The 15557-nt window shown below is 44.4% G+C and carries 13 protein-coding genes; all 13 read left to right on the top strand.

Features of this window, described 5'->3' with window-relative positions:
• Positions 1 to 797 precede the first annotated feature (797 nt).
• The 13 genes from rho (at position 798) to wecG (ending at position 15399) form a co-directional block, all read left to right on the top strand.
• Positions 798 to 2057: a transcription termination factor Rho gene (gene rho, locus PSI23_RS00940; RefSeq protein WP_273553305.1), complete on the top strand. Its 1260-nt coding sequence runs from the start codon at positions 798 to 800 to the stop codon at positions 2055 to 2057.
• Positions 2058 to 2387: 330 nt separating this feature from the next.
• On the top strand, positions 2388 to 3476 hold the full coding sequence (wecA, locus tag PSI23_RS00945) for a UDP-N-acetylglucosamine--undecaprenyl-phosphate N-acetylglucosaminephosphotransferase (protein WP_273553306.1): 1089 nt from the start codon (positions 2388 to 2390) through the stop codon (positions 3474 to 3476).
• Positions 3477 to 3506: 30 nt separating this feature from the next.
• On the top strand, positions 3507 to 4577 hold the full coding sequence (gene wzzE / locus PSI23_RS00950) for an ECA polysaccharide chain length modulation protein (protein ID WP_273553307.1): 1071 nt from the start codon (positions 3507 to 3509) through the stop codon (positions 4575 to 4577).
• 103 nt (positions 4578 to 4680) lie between these two features.
• Positions 4681 to 5811 (top strand): non-hydrolyzing UDP-N-acetylglucosamine 2-epimerase, encoded by a 1131-nt coding sequence (wecB, locus tag PSI23_RS00955; protein ID WP_273553308.1) that lies wholly within the window; start codon positions 4681 to 4683, stop codon positions 5809 to 5811.
• The gene (wecC, locus tag PSI23_RS00960; RefSeq protein ID WP_273553309.1) at positions 5808 to 7070 is read left to right on the top strand and encodes a UDP-N-acetyl-D-mannosamine dehydrogenase; all 1263 of its coding nucleotides are present in this window, start codon (positions 5808 to 5810) and stop codon (positions 7068 to 7070) included. The genes wecB and wecC overlap by 4 nt, the downstream gene beginning before the upstream one ends.
• Positions 7067 to 8152 carry a dTDP-glucose 4,6-dehydratase gene (gene rffG / locus PSI23_RS00965; protein WP_273553310.1) on the top strand — a complete coding sequence of 362 codons (1086 nt, stop codon included), beginning with the start codon at positions 7067 to 7069 and terminating at the stop codon, positions 8150 to 8152. Before wecC ends, rffG begins: the two co-directional genes overlap by 4 nt.
• Before the next feature lie 18 nt (positions 8153 to 8170).
• Complete coding sequence (gene rfbA, locus PSI23_RS00970) at positions 8171 to 9052, top strand: glucose-1-phosphate thymidylyltransferase RfbA (protein WP_273553311.1); 882 nt, start codon at positions 8171 to 8173, stop codon at positions 9050 to 9052.
• On the top strand, positions 9030 to 9767 hold the full coding sequence (rffC, locus tag PSI23_RS00975) for a dTDP-4-amino-4,6-dideoxy-D-galactose acyltransferase (protein ID WP_273553312.1): 738 nt from the start codon (positions 9030 to 9032) through the stop codon (positions 9765 to 9767). Before rfbA ends, rffC begins: the two co-directional genes overlap by 23 nt.
• A complete protein-coding gene (rffA, locus tag PSI23_RS00980) occupies positions 9754 to 10884 on the top strand; it encodes a dTDP-4-amino-4,6-dideoxygalactose transaminase (protein WP_273553313.1) in 1131 nt (376 codons plus the stop codon). Before rffC ends, rffA begins: the two co-directional genes overlap by 14 nt.
• Position 10885: 1 nt before the next feature.
• Positions 10886 to 12136: a lipid III flippase WzxE gene (gene wzxE, locus PSI23_RS00985; RefSeq protein ID WP_273553314.1), complete on the top strand. Its 1251-nt coding sequence runs from the start codon at positions 10886 to 10888 to the stop codon at positions 12134 to 12136.
• Entirely contained in the window at positions 12133 to 13251 is a 1119-nt protein-coding gene (locus tag PSI23_RS00990; RefSeq protein ID WP_273553315.1) for a TDP-N-acetylfucosamine:lipid II N-acetylfucosaminyltransferase, read from the top strand. The genes wzxE and PSI23_RS00990 overlap by 4 nt, the downstream gene beginning before the upstream one ends.
• Positions 13248 to 14675, top strand: a complete 1428-nt coding sequence (wzyE, locus tag PSI23_RS00995) for an ECA oligosaccharide polymerase (protein ID WP_273553316.1) — start codon at positions 13248 to 13250, stop codon at positions 14673 to 14675. Before PSI23_RS00990 ends, wzyE begins: the two co-directional genes overlap by 4 nt.
• Positions 14662 to 15399 (top strand): lipopolysaccharide N-acetylmannosaminouronosyltransferase, encoded by a 738-nt coding sequence (gene wecG / locus PSI23_RS01000; RefSeq protein WP_273553317.1) that lies wholly within the window; start codon positions 14662 to 14664, stop codon positions 15397 to 15399. Before wzyE ends, wecG begins: the two co-directional genes overlap by 14 nt.
• Positions 15400 to 15557 lie beyond the last annotated feature (158 nt).

Consider the following 15557-nt stretch of genomic DNA (forward strand, 5'->3'; position numbering starts at 1 on the left):
TTTATTTGATATTCTGATATAAAGGTTTATTGATAGATCTTGGTATAATTTGATATATCTTAGTATAAAGAGTTGACATTAAGCGTATTGCATACTAAACAATCTGTAGTGTCTGATAAATCTGTTATCTCTGGGTCCACCTGAAGTATCTGATGGCATATCGCATTTGGTAAAATTTCTGAGTTTATATACGAGTAATCTAGTATATAGCCTAGTACACCCATAGCGTTCTAATGCTGAACATCTTTAAGCAGAGTGTTTTTATCCTAGGCATTTTTATGTTGAGTCTTCTCATATTCGATATAAAATCCGTCTACGATGTTTGTGTTAAAAAACGCTTGTGTTAAAAGTGTCTATGCTGAATGTGTATGCTGAAATAGTGTCCACTGTTATAATCTTATAATAGTGTCTGCATTATAGAATTGTATTTACATTATAGATAGTTATAACATATGGCACATAGATAGTTAGACGACATAATAGTTAGAAGATAGTGAAGAGATAGTTATAAACAGTACTCATACCGAGATAATGTTTACGCTGAGGATAATGTTTACGCTGAGATAGTGCCTATATTGAAATTAATCATGTTTCGCTATTACCTCGGTCGTGTTTTGACAGTTTGTCAGCCTTATTTTGAAATCAATCTGAGTACTTCAAGCTATTGCCTTGTAATATAATTTAGTATGCTAGAAGGTTTTATTCGTTTCTGGTACAAATAAACAGGCACCGATAACGCTGCCATACCATTCATGTTCATAGTTCGAGATATACCCCGAGTTAAAGAACCCACCATTATGAATCTTACCGAATTAAAGAATACGCCGGTATCTGAGTTGATTACTCTCGGCGAAAATATGGGGCTGGAAAATCTGGCTCGTATGCGTAAACAGGACATCATTTTCTCTATTCTCAAACAGCATGCGAAAAGCGGAGAGGATATTTTCGGAGATGGTGTGCTGGAGATATTGCAGGATGGATTTGGTTTCCTCCGCTCCGGAGACAGTTCTTACCTTGCTGGTCCCGATGATATCTATGTTTCTCCTAGTCAAATCCGCCGCTTTAACCTCCGTACCGGTGATACTATTTCAGGGAAAATCCGCCCACCAAAAGAAGGTGAACGCTATTTTGCCCTGCTGAAAGTTAATGAAGTTAACTTTGACAAACCTGAAAACGCCCGCAGTAAAATCCTGTTTGAAAACTTGACTCCACTTCATGCTAACAACCGCTTGCGGATGGAACGTGGTAATGGATCTACTGAAGATTTGACAGCCCGTGTTCTGGATTTGGCAGCTCCGATAGGTCGTGGTCAGCGTGGTCTGATTGTTGCTCCACCAAAAGCGGGTAAAACTATGCTGCTACAAAATATTGCAGCTAACATTGCCCACAACCACCCAGATTGCGTTCTGATGGTTTTGCTGATTGATGAGCGCCCAGAAGAAGTAACCGAAATGCAGCGTCTGGTAAAAGGTGAAGTTATTGCCTCAACCTTTGATGAACCTGCTTCCCGTCACGTTCAAGTGGCTGAAATGGTTATCGAGAAAGCGAAACGCCTGGTTGAGCACAAGAAAGACGTTATTATCCTGCTGGACTCCATTACCCGTCTGGCTCGCGCATATAACACCGTGGTTCCTGCTTCCGGCAAGGTTTTGACCGGTGGTGTGGATGCGAATGCCCTGCATCGTCCAAAACGTTTCTTTGGTGCTGCACGTAACGTTGAAGAAGGCGGTAGCCTGACCATCATCGCTACGGCGTTGGTTGATACTGGCTCCAAGATGGATGAAGTTATTTACGAAGAATTTAAAGGTACAGGTAACATGGAATTGCACCTGTCCCGTAAGATTGCTGAAAAACGTGTTTTCCCAGCCATTGATTACAACCGTTCTGGGACACGTAAAGAAGAGTTGCTCACTACACAGGATGAGCTACAGAAGATGTGGATTTTACGTAAGATCATCCATCCGATGGGTGAAATTGACGCGATGGAATTCCTTATCAACAAACTGGCTATGACAAAAACAAACGAAGAATTTTTCGACTTTATGAAACGTTCATAGTTTTTTAAGATTGATAATCCCATAATAAACAATATCCATTTCACTAAAACGCCACATTTTTGTGGCGTTTTTTTTACTGCTTACTTACTCTATTTGCCTAAAATGGTACATTTTTTGCATTCTATTCGGATGATTAGATGCATTTTTCCTAATCGAGAACTTTATAATTATGGATCAAGTTTTACAGGTGCATGATCCATTTGATTGATTTTATGAGTCAGGACGCCTTGTTTTATTAACAAGGAGCTTATGGATTCGGTGTCGCGTGGGACATCCATAAGTATATGAATAATAGATGCCCCATCATTATTTTTATAGAGAGTTGTTATTGTGAATATTCCCAGTATGAGTGCCGAAATTTTTTACGTATTTATATTCTCATTTGTATTTTTGTTTGTGGCTCGTAAAGCAGCAAAAAAAATTGGTCTGGTTGATAAACCTAATTACCGTAAGCATCATCATGGCTTAGTTCCTTTGGTGGGGGGGATATCTGTTTTTTTTGGTGCTTGTTTCGCATTTTTTATTACGAAAGAGTTTATACCTCATAAATGGCTGTATTTGGCTTGTGCAGGAATACTAGTCCTTATCGGTGCCTTGGATGACCGTTTTGATATCAGCGTGAAGATTCGGGCAACCATTCAGGCTTTGGTTGGTATCAGTATGATGTATTTTGCTGGCTTGAAGCTTGATAGCTTGGGACACGCGTTCGGACCGTGGGAAATGTCACTGGGACCATTCAGCTATGTTGTGACTCTATTCGCTGTCTGGGCCGCCATTAATGCTTTCAACATGGTAGATGGTATTGATGGGCTGCTGGGCGGGTTATCTTGTGTCTCTTTCGGCGCGTTGGGCATTTTGTTGTATGGAAATGGCAATACGGCGCTGGCATTTTGGTGTTTTGCATTTATAGCAGGGATTTTGCCTTACATCTTCCTTAATCTTGGAACATTAGGAAAACGTTTCAAGGTATTTATGGGCGATGCGGGAAGTACCTTAATCGGCTTTACGATTATTTGGTTATTGACTGAAGCGACGCAAGGAAAAAATCCATCTATTCGTCCTGTGACAGCGCTATGGATTATTGGGATTCCACTGATGGACATGGTTGCTATTATGTACCGTCGATTGCGCAAGGGGATGAGTCCATTTTCTCCGGACCGCCAGCATATCCATCATTTGATTATGCGTGCTGGGTTTACCTCTCGTCAGGCATTTATCTTGATCACTTTGGCTGCGGCTTTATTGGCATCAATTGGAATTATTGTTGAACGGTTAATTTTTGTCCCTGAATGGGTGATGTTGGCATTATTCTTGCTTGCATTTATGTTGTATGGCTATTGCATCAAACGAGCATGGCGAGTAGCCCGTTTTATCAAACGGTGTAAGCGCCGTCTTCGCCGGGCAGCAAGCCATCATTAAAAACATCGACTATCAAAGGGGTTTTGTGCAGTGATAAACTCAGAAACGAAATCTAAACAGGATCAACCTGCTATAGAGCATGAGCTGGATATTCGGGCACTGTGTTATGCTTTGTGGCGTGGGAAGATATGGATTATCGCACTGGCAATGATTTTCGCTGCTGTCGCTCTGGGTGCATCTTATTTGATGCAGCAAAAATGGAGCGCAACCGCTATTGTGAATTTACCGACAACCAATAATTTGGGTAGCTATTATTCGCAACAACAATTTTTGCGTAATTTAGATACTCATATCAATGCTTCGCCAGAGGCGCAATTACCGACCATTCCAGACGGTGCATACAAAGAATTCATGACTCAGGTCTCAGCATATGATACCCGCCGTGAATTCTGGCTTCATTCTGACTACTACAAACAGCGCAAGGAAGGGCATGTCAAAGCGGATACTGTATTGTTAGAAGAATTGATCAACGATATTAAAATCACGCATAGTGATGATAAAACATCGCTAAATGACAGTATCAAATTGACAGTAGAAACCGCAGCTGATGCCAATCGACTTCTGCGTCAGTATATTGCATTTGCCAACCAACGAGCGAGCAATCACCTGAACAACGAAATTAAAGGTGCATGGGCGACGCGTGCCCAGTCAATGAAAGCGTTGGTTAAACGTCAGGAGATAGTGGCACAGGCGATGTACAATCGTGAATTGAATGTCTTGCAGCAGTCTCTGAAAGTGGCTGAGAAGCAGGGTATTCACCGTAATCAAACCGATATGCTCATTGAAGAACTTCCTAAATCCAAAATGTTTATGCTGGGGACGTCATTATTGCAAGCCCAAATTGAAACTTTGGAAGCCATAGGCCCTAATTACAATATCGATTATGATCAAAATATTGCGATGCTGGCTACACTGAATTTCGGTCCGACTTTGCAAGATTCTTTCCTGACTTACCGTTATCTCAGAACGCCGGAGGAACCAGTCAACCGAGACAGTCCTCGCCGTGCTTTCATGATGATTTTATGGGGAGCCGTTGGCTCATTGGTTGGTGCAGGTGTCGCTTTGGTAAGGCGTCCGCGCTCCGTTAGCTCATATAAATAACGGTATATGATTAATCTCGTTAAGTGAAAAATCTATCGTTTTTTTCAGGAAAACCCCTTTTCTTGGAAGTAGCCGCAATGATTGACAAAATAAGAGAGTCACTGTGAAAGTGTTGACTGTGTTTGGTACCCGGCCGGAAGCCATTAAAATGGCCCCGTTGGTACATGCATTGGCTATGGATGCTGCTTTTGAAGCAAAAGTGTGTGTCACAGCTCAGCATAGGGAAATGCTGGATCAGGTATTGCATCTGTTTGGGATAACCCCGGATTTTGATCTTAATATCATGCAAAAAGGGCAGGATCTGACGGATATTACATGCCGTATCCTGCAAGGTATAAAGCCTGTATTGGAAGAGTTCAAACCAGATGTAGTGCTGGTGCATGGAGACACCACAACGACCATGGCAACTAGTCTGGCTGCCTTCTACCAGCATATTCCGGTAGGTCATGTTGAAGCGGGTTTAAGAACCGGAGATCTTTATTCTCCATGGCCGGAAGAGGCCAACCGCAAGATTGCCGGGCACTTGGCCATGTACCATTTTGCACCGACGGAAAATTCTCGGAACAACCTCTTAAAAGAATCTATTGCGGAAAACCGTATTTTTGTTACAGGGAATACAGTTATTGATGCCCTGCTATCGGTACGTGATCGCATTATAAATGATGAAGCCATGTCTGAGCAGCTTGCTGAACTTTACCCTTTCCTTAACCCGAATAAAAAAATGATTTTGGTGACAGGTCACCGCCGTGAAAGTTTTGGCAAAGGGTTTGAACGCATTTGTGAAGCATTGGCACAGATTGCCAGAGCACATCCTGATGTTCAGGTAGTTTATCCTGTCCATTTAAACCCGAATGTCAGTGAACCGGTTAAGCGTATTTTGCATGACATTGATAACGTTATTCTTATCAAACCACAGGATTATCTGCCATTCGTCTATTTGATGAATCATGCCTATTTGATCTTGACCGATTCAGGAGGAATTCAGGAAGAAGCGCCTTCTCTGGGAAAACCGGTTTTGGTCATGCGAAATACCACTGAGCGACCTGAAGCTGTTGATGCGGGAATAGTGCGATTGGTGGGAACAGAAACACAAACTATTGTTGCGGAAGTTACGCGTCTATTGACGGATGTTAACGTCTATCAACAAATGAGCCATGCCCATAACCCTTATGGTGATGGGCAGGCTTGCCAACGAATTCTGGAAGCATTGAAAAAAAATCGGGTGACATTATGAGTTTTGAAACAATTTCTGTTATCGGCTTGGGTTATATCGGTTTACCCACCGCAGCGGCATTCGCCTCCCGCAAAAAGACAGTAATTGGTGTGGATATTAATCAACATGCGGTAGAAACGATTAACCGTGGCTCGATTCATATCGTTGAACCTGATTTAGATGAAGTAGTAAAAGTCGCGGTAGAAGATGGTTTTCTGCACGCTGTGGCTGTTCCCCAAACAGCGGATGCCTTCTTGATTGCTGTTCCTACGCCTTTCAAAGGGGAACATGAACCAGACATGGCTTATGTACGTTCTGCGGCGGAATCAATAGCACCTGTCTTGAAAAAAGGCGATTTGATTATTTTGGAATCCACTTCTCCCGTAGGTGCGACAGAGCAGATGGCCGAATGGTTAGCAGTGGCACGTCCTGATCTCTCATTCCCACAACAATTGGGTGAAAACTCAGATATTGATATTGCTTATTGTCCTGAACGTGTTTTGCCGGGGCAAGTGATGGTGGAACTGATCAAAAATGATCGCGTAGTAGGAGGCATGACAGCCAAATCCTCCCGCAGGGCAAGTGAGCTGTACAAGATTTTCCTTGAAGGTGAATGTGTTATCACTAATGCCAGAACAGCAGAAATGTGCAAGCTGACAGAAAACAGTTTCCGTGATGTCAATATCGCCTTTGCTAACGAACTTTCCTTGATTTGTGCTGACCAGGGAATCAATGTGTGGGAATTGATCAGTCTGGCAAACCGCCATCCACGTGTAAATATTCTGCAACCTGGCCCCGGTGTAGGAGGACATTGCATTGCAGTCGATCCGTGGTTTATCGTATCCCAGAACCCTGAACAGTCCCGTTTAATTCATATTGCGCGTTTAGTGAATGATGGTAAGCCACTGTGGGTAGTAGATCAGATGAAAGCCGCAGTAGCTGATTGTTTGGCTGAGAGTGGCAAACGTGCGAATGAGATTAAAATTGCCTGTTTTGGCTTGGCTTTCAAACCGAATATTGATGATTTGCGTGAAAGCCCAGCGGTTCATATTACAAAAATGGTGGCACAGTGGCACGCAGGGCAGACTATCGCGGTTGAACCCAATGTGTGTGAGCTGCCTGATTCACTGAAAGATTCGGTGGAATTGATGGATGTGAATCAGGCATTAGAAGAAGCTGACGTTGTATTGATGCTGGTGGATCATAGCCAGTTTAAAGCCATTCATGGTTCTGCAATAAAACAAAAATGGGTTGTTGATACAAAAGGAGTTTGGCGTTGAAACGTATTCTTATTACTGGTGGAGCAGGTTTTATCGGCTCTGCGGTCGTTCGTCACATTATTAATCAGACTGAAGATAGCGTCGTTGTCGTTGATAGCCTGACTTATGCCGGCAATCTTGAATCACTGGCTTCGGTTGCCAACCACCCCCGCTATGCGTTTGAACAGGTTGATATCTGCCAGCGTGATGCCCTGGATCGCGTGTTCCAGCAATATCAACCGGATGCAGTTATGCATCTGGCCGCAGAAAGCCATGTTGACCGTTCCATTGACGGGCCTGCGGCTTTTATCGAAACTAATATCATTGGTACTTATACTTTGCTAGAAGCAGCACGCGCATTTTGGCAACAGTTGGATCAAGAAAAACAGGCTAAATTCCGCTTCCATCATATTTCAACAGACGAAGTATATGGCGATCTGCACGGTGAAGAGGGATTCTTTACTGAAACCACACCTTACGCGCCGAGCAGCCCTTATTCAGCATCGAAAGCTTCCAGTGACCATCTGGTCAGAGCATGGCTGCGTACCTATGGCTTGCCGACTGTAATCACCAATTGTTCGAATAACTATGGGCCTTATCATTTCCCGGAAAAACTGATCCCCTTGGTGATTCTGAATGCGCTGGCAGGCAAAACCTTGCCAGTCTATGGCAAGGGTGAGCAAATTCGTGACTGGCTGTATGTGGAAGATCATGCTCGGGCGTTGTATTTAGTCGTTACCAAGGCGGAACCCGGTAAAACCTATAATATCGGTGGTCATAATGAACGCCGGAATATTGAGGTTGTGGAAACGATTTGTGAATTGCTGGAAGAATTTTGTACTCAAAAAATGTGCCCTGAAAAGCCAGCAGGTGTCTCGTATTACCGTGATTTGATTACTTATGTGACAGATCGACCTGGGCACGATATGCGTTATGCAATTGATGCAGCGAAAATTGAGTGTGAACTGGGTTGGACGCCACAGGAAACATTCGAATCCGGCATTCGTAAAACCGTGCAATGGTATCTGGAAAATGAGAGTTGGTGGAGCAGAGTCCAAGATGGCTCTTATGCAGGGGAGCGACTTGGACTCGGCAATGAATAAGCCCGTCAGGGGGAGCAGATGAAAGGAATTATACTGGCCGGGGGTTCTGGCACCCGTTTGTATCCAATAACGCGTGGTATATCAAAGCAGTTATTACCGATTTATGACAAGCCGATGATTTACTATCCGCTGTCAGTTTTAATGCTGTCGGGAATACGCGATATTTTGATTATCTCAACACCGGAAGATTTACCTGCTTTTAAGCGATTGCTGGGCAGTGGTGAACAATTTGGTATCCATCTTAGCTATGCAGAACAGCCCTCACCCGACGGTCTGGCACAGGCATTTTTGATTGGAGAAGAGTTCATCGGCAATGATACTTGTTGCCTGGTTCTGGGTGACAATATCTTTTTTGGTCAAGCGTTCAGCCCGAAACTGCAAAGTGTATCAGCCCGGGAAACAGGGGCGACAGTCTTCGGCTACCAAGTAATGGATCCAGAACGATTTGGTGTAGTGGCATTTGACGAGCAATATCGGGTACTTTCCATTGAAGAAAAACCTGTACAGCCTAAATCCAATTGGGCGGTGACGGGTCTCTATTTTTACGACAACAAAGTCGTGGATTTCGCCAAACAAGTAAAACCTTCTGCCCGTGGGGAACTGGAAATCACCAGTATCAACCAGATGTATCTGGAATGCGGTGAATTGAATGTTGAATTATTGGGGCGTGGTTTTGCTTGGTTAGATACAGGTACTCATGACAGCCTGATTGAAGCCAGTACTTTTGTTCAGACCGTCGAAAAACGACAAGGCTTCAAAATTGCCTGTCTGGAAGAGATCGCATGGCGCAATGATTGGCTCAGTGATGAGCAGTTAAAAGCGGCGGCGGCAGACTTGGCGAAAACGGGTTACGGCAAATATCTAATGGATTTGCTCAATGTCTATTCACGCGAACCTTGAACCACTGGCTTGGGATAGCCATTTTTTTGGCTTGCCCACTGCCCGCCTGAGTTTTTCGCCAGAATCGGCAGAGTTGACGGCTGCCGATTTGGACCAATATGCATTGGTGCAAGCCAAGGTGGCTACCCAACAAACGACCATTATTGATGAACTGTCTGCCTTGGGGTTTTCTTTAGTTGAAGGTGAAGTCGATTTACTGTTATCGATTGAGGCGGGAGATATTTCTGGCATTCATACGGGTAAAGAACTCATACAATTACTTTCTGCGAAAAAAGAAGATATCCCCGTATTGAAGGCCGTGGCTGCTCGTGTATTTACGGCCAGCCGCTTCCGGGCACCTTGGTATCAACCGGATGACAGTGGTCGCTTTTATGCTGCTTGGGTTGAAAAAGCTGTTTTGGGTACGTTTGATCATGAATGCCTACTTATCAACAATGAACACGCTCAAATGGCGGGTTTTGTCACCTTAAGAGACATGGGTAACGGCGAGGCGTGCATTGGTTTATTGGCTGCTGTACCAGGCAATCATCATCAAGGGATTGGGGAAAAATTAATGTCGGCGGCGCAACAGTGGTGTCAGAACCATCAGATACAACGGCTGAGAGTGGCTACACAAATCAGTAACATCACTGCCTTGCGTCTTTATACACGTAGTGGTGCCCTCATTGAGAGCACTGCATATTGGTTATACAGAGGACGAAATGATTCCATTTAACAAACCACCCGTAGTCGGCACTGAACTTGAATACATGCAACAGGCGATGGCCAGCGGTAAATTGTGTGGTGATGGTGAATTTACCAAACGTTGTGAAGCATGGATGGAGCAGCGCTTTAACTGCCCGAAGGTATTGCTGACACCATCTTGTACGGCTTCATTGGAAATGGCGGCCATGCTGCTGGATATCCAGCCGGGTGACGAAGTCATCATGCCGAGCTATACCTTTGTTTCGACCTCTAATGCTTTTGTTCTGCGTGGTGCCACCATTGTGTTTGTGGATATTCGTCCTGATACCATGAATATTGATGAGAACAAAATTGAAGCCGCCATTACAGAGAAAACCCGTGCTATCGTACCAGTGCATTATGCGGGTGTGGCCTGTGAAATGGATACCATCATGGCACTGGCGAAAAAATATAACCTGTATGTAGTAGAGGATGCAGCGCAGGGCGTTATGTCCACTTATAAAGGCCGGGCACTAGGCACGATTGGGAATATTGGTTGTTTCAGTTTCCATGAAACGAAAAACTATTCGGCTGGTGGTGAAGGTGGTGCGACATTAATCAATGATAAGTCCATGATCGCCCGCGCTGAAGTCATTCGGGAAAAAGGCACTAACCGCAGCCAATTTTTCCGAGGGCAAGTTGATAAATATACTTGGCGCGATATCGGTTCCAGCTATCTGCTGTCTGACCTGCAAGCGGCTTACCTGTGGGGACAACTGGAAATTGCTGAAGAAATCAACCTGCGCCGTCTGACCCTGTGGAATAACTACTATCAAGCCCTGAAACCGCTGGCAGACGCCGGATATCTGGCTTTGCCAATTGTTCCGGAAGGTTTGGAACACAACGCCCATATGTTCTACATCAAGCTCAAAGATATGGAAGAACGCAGCAAATTCAACCGCTATATGAAAGAGAATGACATCCTCAGCGTATTCCACTACGTGGCATTGCATACCAGCCCTGCGGGTGAAAAATGTGGCCGTTTCCACGGCGAAGATCGCTTTACGACCAGCGAAAGTGACCGCTTAGTTCGCTTGCCGATGTTCTACAACATCACTGATGCAGAACAGCAAGTCGTTATCGATCGTATCAAGGAATTTTTCGCCTAACATGTCACTTGCCAAAGCTTCTGTTTGGACGGCAAGCTCCACACTGATCAAAATCGGTGTGGGGTTGCTGGTCATTAAACTTCTGGCGGTGTCGTTTGGCCCAACTGGTGTTGGGCAAGCAGGTAATTTCCGCCAACTCATTACCGTACTGGGTGTGCTCTCTGGTGCGGGTATTTTTAATGGCGTCACTAAATACGTGGCGGAACACCATCAGCAACCGGAAAGGCTCAGGGCGATATTGGGCACATCGTCCTCAATGATTCTCGGTTTCTCGACCTTACTGGCAGTGATTTTCCTCTTGTTCAGTGAGGCCATCAGTATTGGCCTGTTTGGTCACAATCATTACAAAACTGTTGTGCAGATGCTCGCATTTATTCAAATGAGCATCGCTTATGCCAACTATTTTCTGGCTATCTTGAAAGGGTTCAGGGATGCTAAGGGAAATGCGTTGGCAGTTATTTTGGGGAGCCTGACGGGCGTAATTGCCTATGGTTTCTGCTATCGGCTGGGAGGCTACGAAGGCGCATTGGCAGGTTTGGCGCTGGTGCCTGCATTAGTGGTTTTACCTGCTGGATTGATGATACTGCATCATAAGGCCATCACCTTTTCTGCCCTGAAACCTATGTGGGATCGTGCGATTGCCAGCGATCTGGGCAAATTTACCCTTATGGCGTTGCTGACCTCCATTACATTGCCCGTCGCTTATATCATGATGCGAAATTTGCTGGCAGCGCGTTATGGCTGGGAAGAAGTTGGGATTTGGCAGGGAGCGAGCAGTATTTCGGATGCTTATTTACAATTTATTACCGCTTCCTTCACTGTCTATCTGTTGCCGACTCTTTCTCGTTTGGAGAGTAAGCAAGATATTACCAGCGAAATTATAAAGGCACTGAAATTTGTCTTGCCTACTGTGGCTGTTGCCAGCTTTTCTGTCTGGCTGCTGCGTGATTTTGTTATTTGGCTGTTGTTTTCAGACAAATTCATCGCTATGAGTGATCTGTTTGCGTGGCAGTTAGCGGGCGATGTGTTGAAAGTTGGCGCTTATGTTTTTGGTTATCTAGTGATAGCGAAAGCTGCACTGCGTTTTTATGTATTGACTGAAGTGAGCCAATTTCTTTTATTGACAGGTTTCTCTCATTGGCTGATACCAGCAAATGGAGCCTTGGGGGCTGCGCAGTCATATATGGCAACTTACATTGTTTATTTCATTCTTTGTTGTAGCGTATTTATTATTTATCGCAGGCGAGCATGACAACCCTAATTCACGTTTTGGGATCGGATATCCCACATCACAATCAAACGTTACTGCGTTTCTTTAATGACGTCTTGGCACAGGAAATACATTTTCCCGCCAAACCGTGTTTTATGGTGGTGTCCAAAGACCACACATGGCTATCGAATTACCCTAATCTGGCTATTTCTCTTTATCACAGCAAATCTGCCTTATCACAGGCGGTGATAGAGAAAGCGAAGGCTAACAGAACGGTTCGTTTTTTTTTCCACGGGCAGTTTAATGCAGCTTTATGGTTGGCTTTATTAGTGGGAAAAATCAAGCGACACCAATTTTTGTGGCATGTTTGGGGGGCTGATTTATATGAAGAATCCCGTCAACTGAAATTCCGTTTGTTCTACCTGCTTCGTCGCTTGGCACAGAAACGGGTAGGGCATATTTTTGCCACGAGCGGCGATCTCCGGCATTTTTTCCAGAATTGCCCCCGACATTGTGTACCGCGCTCAAATCAGGGCAAGCCTGATGTGCCATCATCATTACTCTATTTTCCGACCCGGATGGATCCTGCATTGACGGTCACGGAGAAAACATGGTCACCGGAAGGGATTACCATCCTATTGGGGAATTCAGGGGACCAATCCAACCGCCATATTGAAGCCTTACATAAGATCCACCGCCAGTTTGGCGATGAGGTGAGAGTGATTATTCCAATGGGCTATCCTGATAATAATCAAGCCTATATTCAGAGTGTGGAGCAAACTGCATTGTCGTTGTTTCCAGTGCAAAACGTCCGTATTTTGAAAGATAAATTGGTATTTGATGAATACTTATCACTATTGCGCCAATGTGATTTGGGGTATTTCATTTTCAAACGTCAGCAGGGTATTGGCACACTCTGTCTGTTGGTTCAATTTGCTATTCCGTTTGTTCTGAGCCGCCAAAATCCATTCTGGCAGGATTTAACAGAACAGCAGATCCCTGTTCTGTTTGAAGGTGATAAACTAAATAAACACTGGGTGCAGGAAGCACAGCGCCAGATGCTATCCCTCGATAAAAAGGCGATTGCTTTTTTTGACCCTAATTTCATTGAGGGGTGGAAAACTGCCCTATCGGATGCATCTGGAGAGTATCAATGACCTTGACACAATTCGGTGGGCTTTTCGTTGTTTATGTGATCTCACTGGTCTTTATCCTGACCTTGACGTATCAAGAATTTCGGCGTGTCCGTTTTAACTTTAATGTTTTTTTCTCACTATTGTACTTGCTGACATTCTATTTTGGCTTTCCATTGACCAGTCTATTGGTATTTCAGTTTGATGTGCAGGTTGTGCCTGTAGATTCATTGCTGCATGCAATGTTGGCATCTGGCTGCTTTTATGCCATTTACTATGTGGCTTATAAAACACGCCTCACTTATAAAACGCGGCCCAGAGATAATATAAAACCTGAAACCTTAATGATGACTTCGCCGCGTAAGCCCTTATTCACCATGAATCGGGTGGAAACGAATCTGATGTGGCTGCTGCTCGCAGGTATTGCTATCGTTACGGTAGGTTCGTTCTTTATGCAGAACGGCTTCTTATTATTTAAGTTGCAATCCTATAGCCAGATATTTTCCAGTAAAGTTTCCGGTGTGGCACTCAAGCGATTCTTTTATTTTTTCATCCCTGCCATGTTGGTGGTCTTTTTCCTGAAACCGACCAAAGTACGATGGTTGTGCTTTTTGGTGGGGACAGTCGGGTTTGGTATTCTGACTTATGTGATAGTTGGGGGAACACGGGCTAACATTATTATTGCGTTTGCATTGTTTCTGTTTATCGGGATTGTCCGTGGTTGGATCACACTGTGGATGCTGTTTGCTGCCGGTGTGATGGGAATTGTCGGTATGTTCTGGCTGGCGCTAAAGCGCTACAGTTTGGATGTGAGCGGAGCAGAAGCATTTTATACGTTCTTATATCTCACGCGAGATACTTTCTCACCGTGGGAAAATTTGGCTCTGCTGCTGGATAATTACAGCAAAATAGATTTTCAGGGACTGACTCCGATTATTCGTGATTTTTATGTTTTTATCCCCAGTTGGGTATGGCCGGACAGACCCAATCTGGTCTGGAATACAGCTAACTATTTCACATGGGATGTATTGAATAACCACTCTGGTCTTGCGATTTCACCAACCCTGATTGGTTCTCTTGTAGTTATGGGGGGCGTATTCTTTATCCCTCTGGGCGCGATAGCCGTCGGCTTTATTATCAAATGGTTTGATTGGATTTATGAGGCAGGAAAACAGGAAACCAATCGCTATAAAGCAGCAATTTTGCAGGCTTTCTGTTTCGGCGCAATCTTTAACATGATTGTACTCGCTCGTGAAGGCGTCGATTCTTTTGTTTCTCGGGTCGTGTTCTTTTGTATTGTTTTTGGCCTGTGTCTGGTCGCGGCGAAATTGCTGTATTGGCTGTTTGAAAGTGCCGGGCTGATTCGAAAGTTTGTGGTCAGTAATTTGGCTACTGTGCAAAAAACACCTGTTATTTTGGATGTAAGGAAAAAAAATGGCGTTGAATAACATTCCCAAATACCGCATTCGTGGCCTCAGTATTTGGGGATTCCGTGGTATGCCGCATTTCCTCGACCACCTTTTCCAAGATGGACAGGTAAAAACAGGTACATTGGTCGCGATTAACGCAGAAAAAGTTCTCACGGCAGAAAAAGACAATGCGCTGAATGTGTTGCTGGATGAGGCTGAATACTTATATGCAGATGGCATCAGTATCGTACGTGCCATTCGCCGTAAATACCCTGATACGGATGTATCGCGTATTGCGGGTGCTGATTTGTGGGAAGCCCTTATGGAACGGGCTGGGCGTGAAGGTACGTCGGTCTTTCTGGTAGGCGGAAAACCTGATGTCTTGGCACAGACAAAGAGCAAATTGCGTACCCAGTGGAACGTCAATATCGTGGGCAGTCAAGATGGGTATTTTACGCCAGAAATGCGTGATGAGGTGTTTGAGCGGATTCATGCTAGTGGTGCTGAAATTATTACTGTCGCAATGGGATCTCCCAAACAGGAAATCTTTATGCGCGATTGCCGCAAAGTTCATCCAGATGCATTGTATATGGGCATTGGAGGAACTTATGATGTCTTCACCGGGCAAGTTAAACGCGCACCGAAAGTCTGGCAGAATCTAGGTTTAGAATGGTTGTATCGTTTACTCTCTCAGCCAAGCCGCATTCGTAGACAGATCAGGCTATTGAGATTTCTTGGCTACTATTACGGCGGCAAGCTGTAATCTTGTAACGCTTCTGTCTTATTACCTATACTTGCTACTATCTATACTTGCTACTACCTATACCTGCTACGTTTACCTGCTGCATTGGACATATGTTATTTATGTGCAGCAGGTTTATGCTCCTTTCTTATGCATGCCTGATAGATTTTCATATCTAA

Origin of the sequence: Xenorhabdus yunnanensis (genome assembly GCF_028598805.1) — a bacterium.
Taxonomy (GTDB): Bacteria; Pseudomonadota; Gammaproteobacteria; order Enterobacterales; family Enterobacteriaceae; genus Xenorhabdus; species Xenorhabdus yunnanensis.

What these genes read in the sequence shown, in the direction of transcription:
- rho (WP_273553305.1), top strand. Translation starts at nt 798, where the DNA reads ATGAATCTTACCGAATTAAAGAATACGCCGGTATCTGAGTTGATTACT.
- wecG (WP_273553317.1), top strand. Translation starts at nt 14,662, where the DNA reads ATGGCGTTGAATAACATTCCCAAATACCGCATTCGTGGCCTCAGTATT.
- PSI23_RS00990 (WP_273553315.1), top strand. Translation starts at nt 12,133, where the DNA reads ATGACAACCCTAATTCACGTTTTGGGATCGGATATCCCACATCACAAT.
- wzxE (WP_273553314.1), top strand. Translation starts at nt 10,886, where the DNA reads ATGTCACTTGCCAAAGCTTCTGTTTGGACGGCAAGCTCCACACTGATC.
- rffC (WP_273553312.1), top strand. Translation starts at nt 9,030, where the DNA reads ATGTCTATTCACGCGAACCTTGAACCACTGGCTTGGGATAGCCATTTT.
- wzyE (WP_273553316.1), top strand. Translation starts at nt 13,248, where the DNA reads ATGACCTTGACACAATTCGGTGGGCTTTTCGTTGTTTATGTGATCTCA.
- wecC (WP_273553309.1), top strand. Translation starts at nt 5,808, where the DNA reads ATGAGTTTTGAAACAATTTCTGTTATCGGCTTGGGTTATATCGGTTTA.
- rfbA (WP_273553311.1), top strand. Translation starts at nt 8,171, where the DNA reads ATGAAAGGAATTATACTGGCCGGGGGTTCTGGCACCCGTTTGTATCCA.
- rffA (WP_273553313.1), top strand. Translation starts at nt 9,754, where the DNA reads ATGATTCCATTTAACAAACCACCCGTAGTCGGCACTGAACTTGAATAC.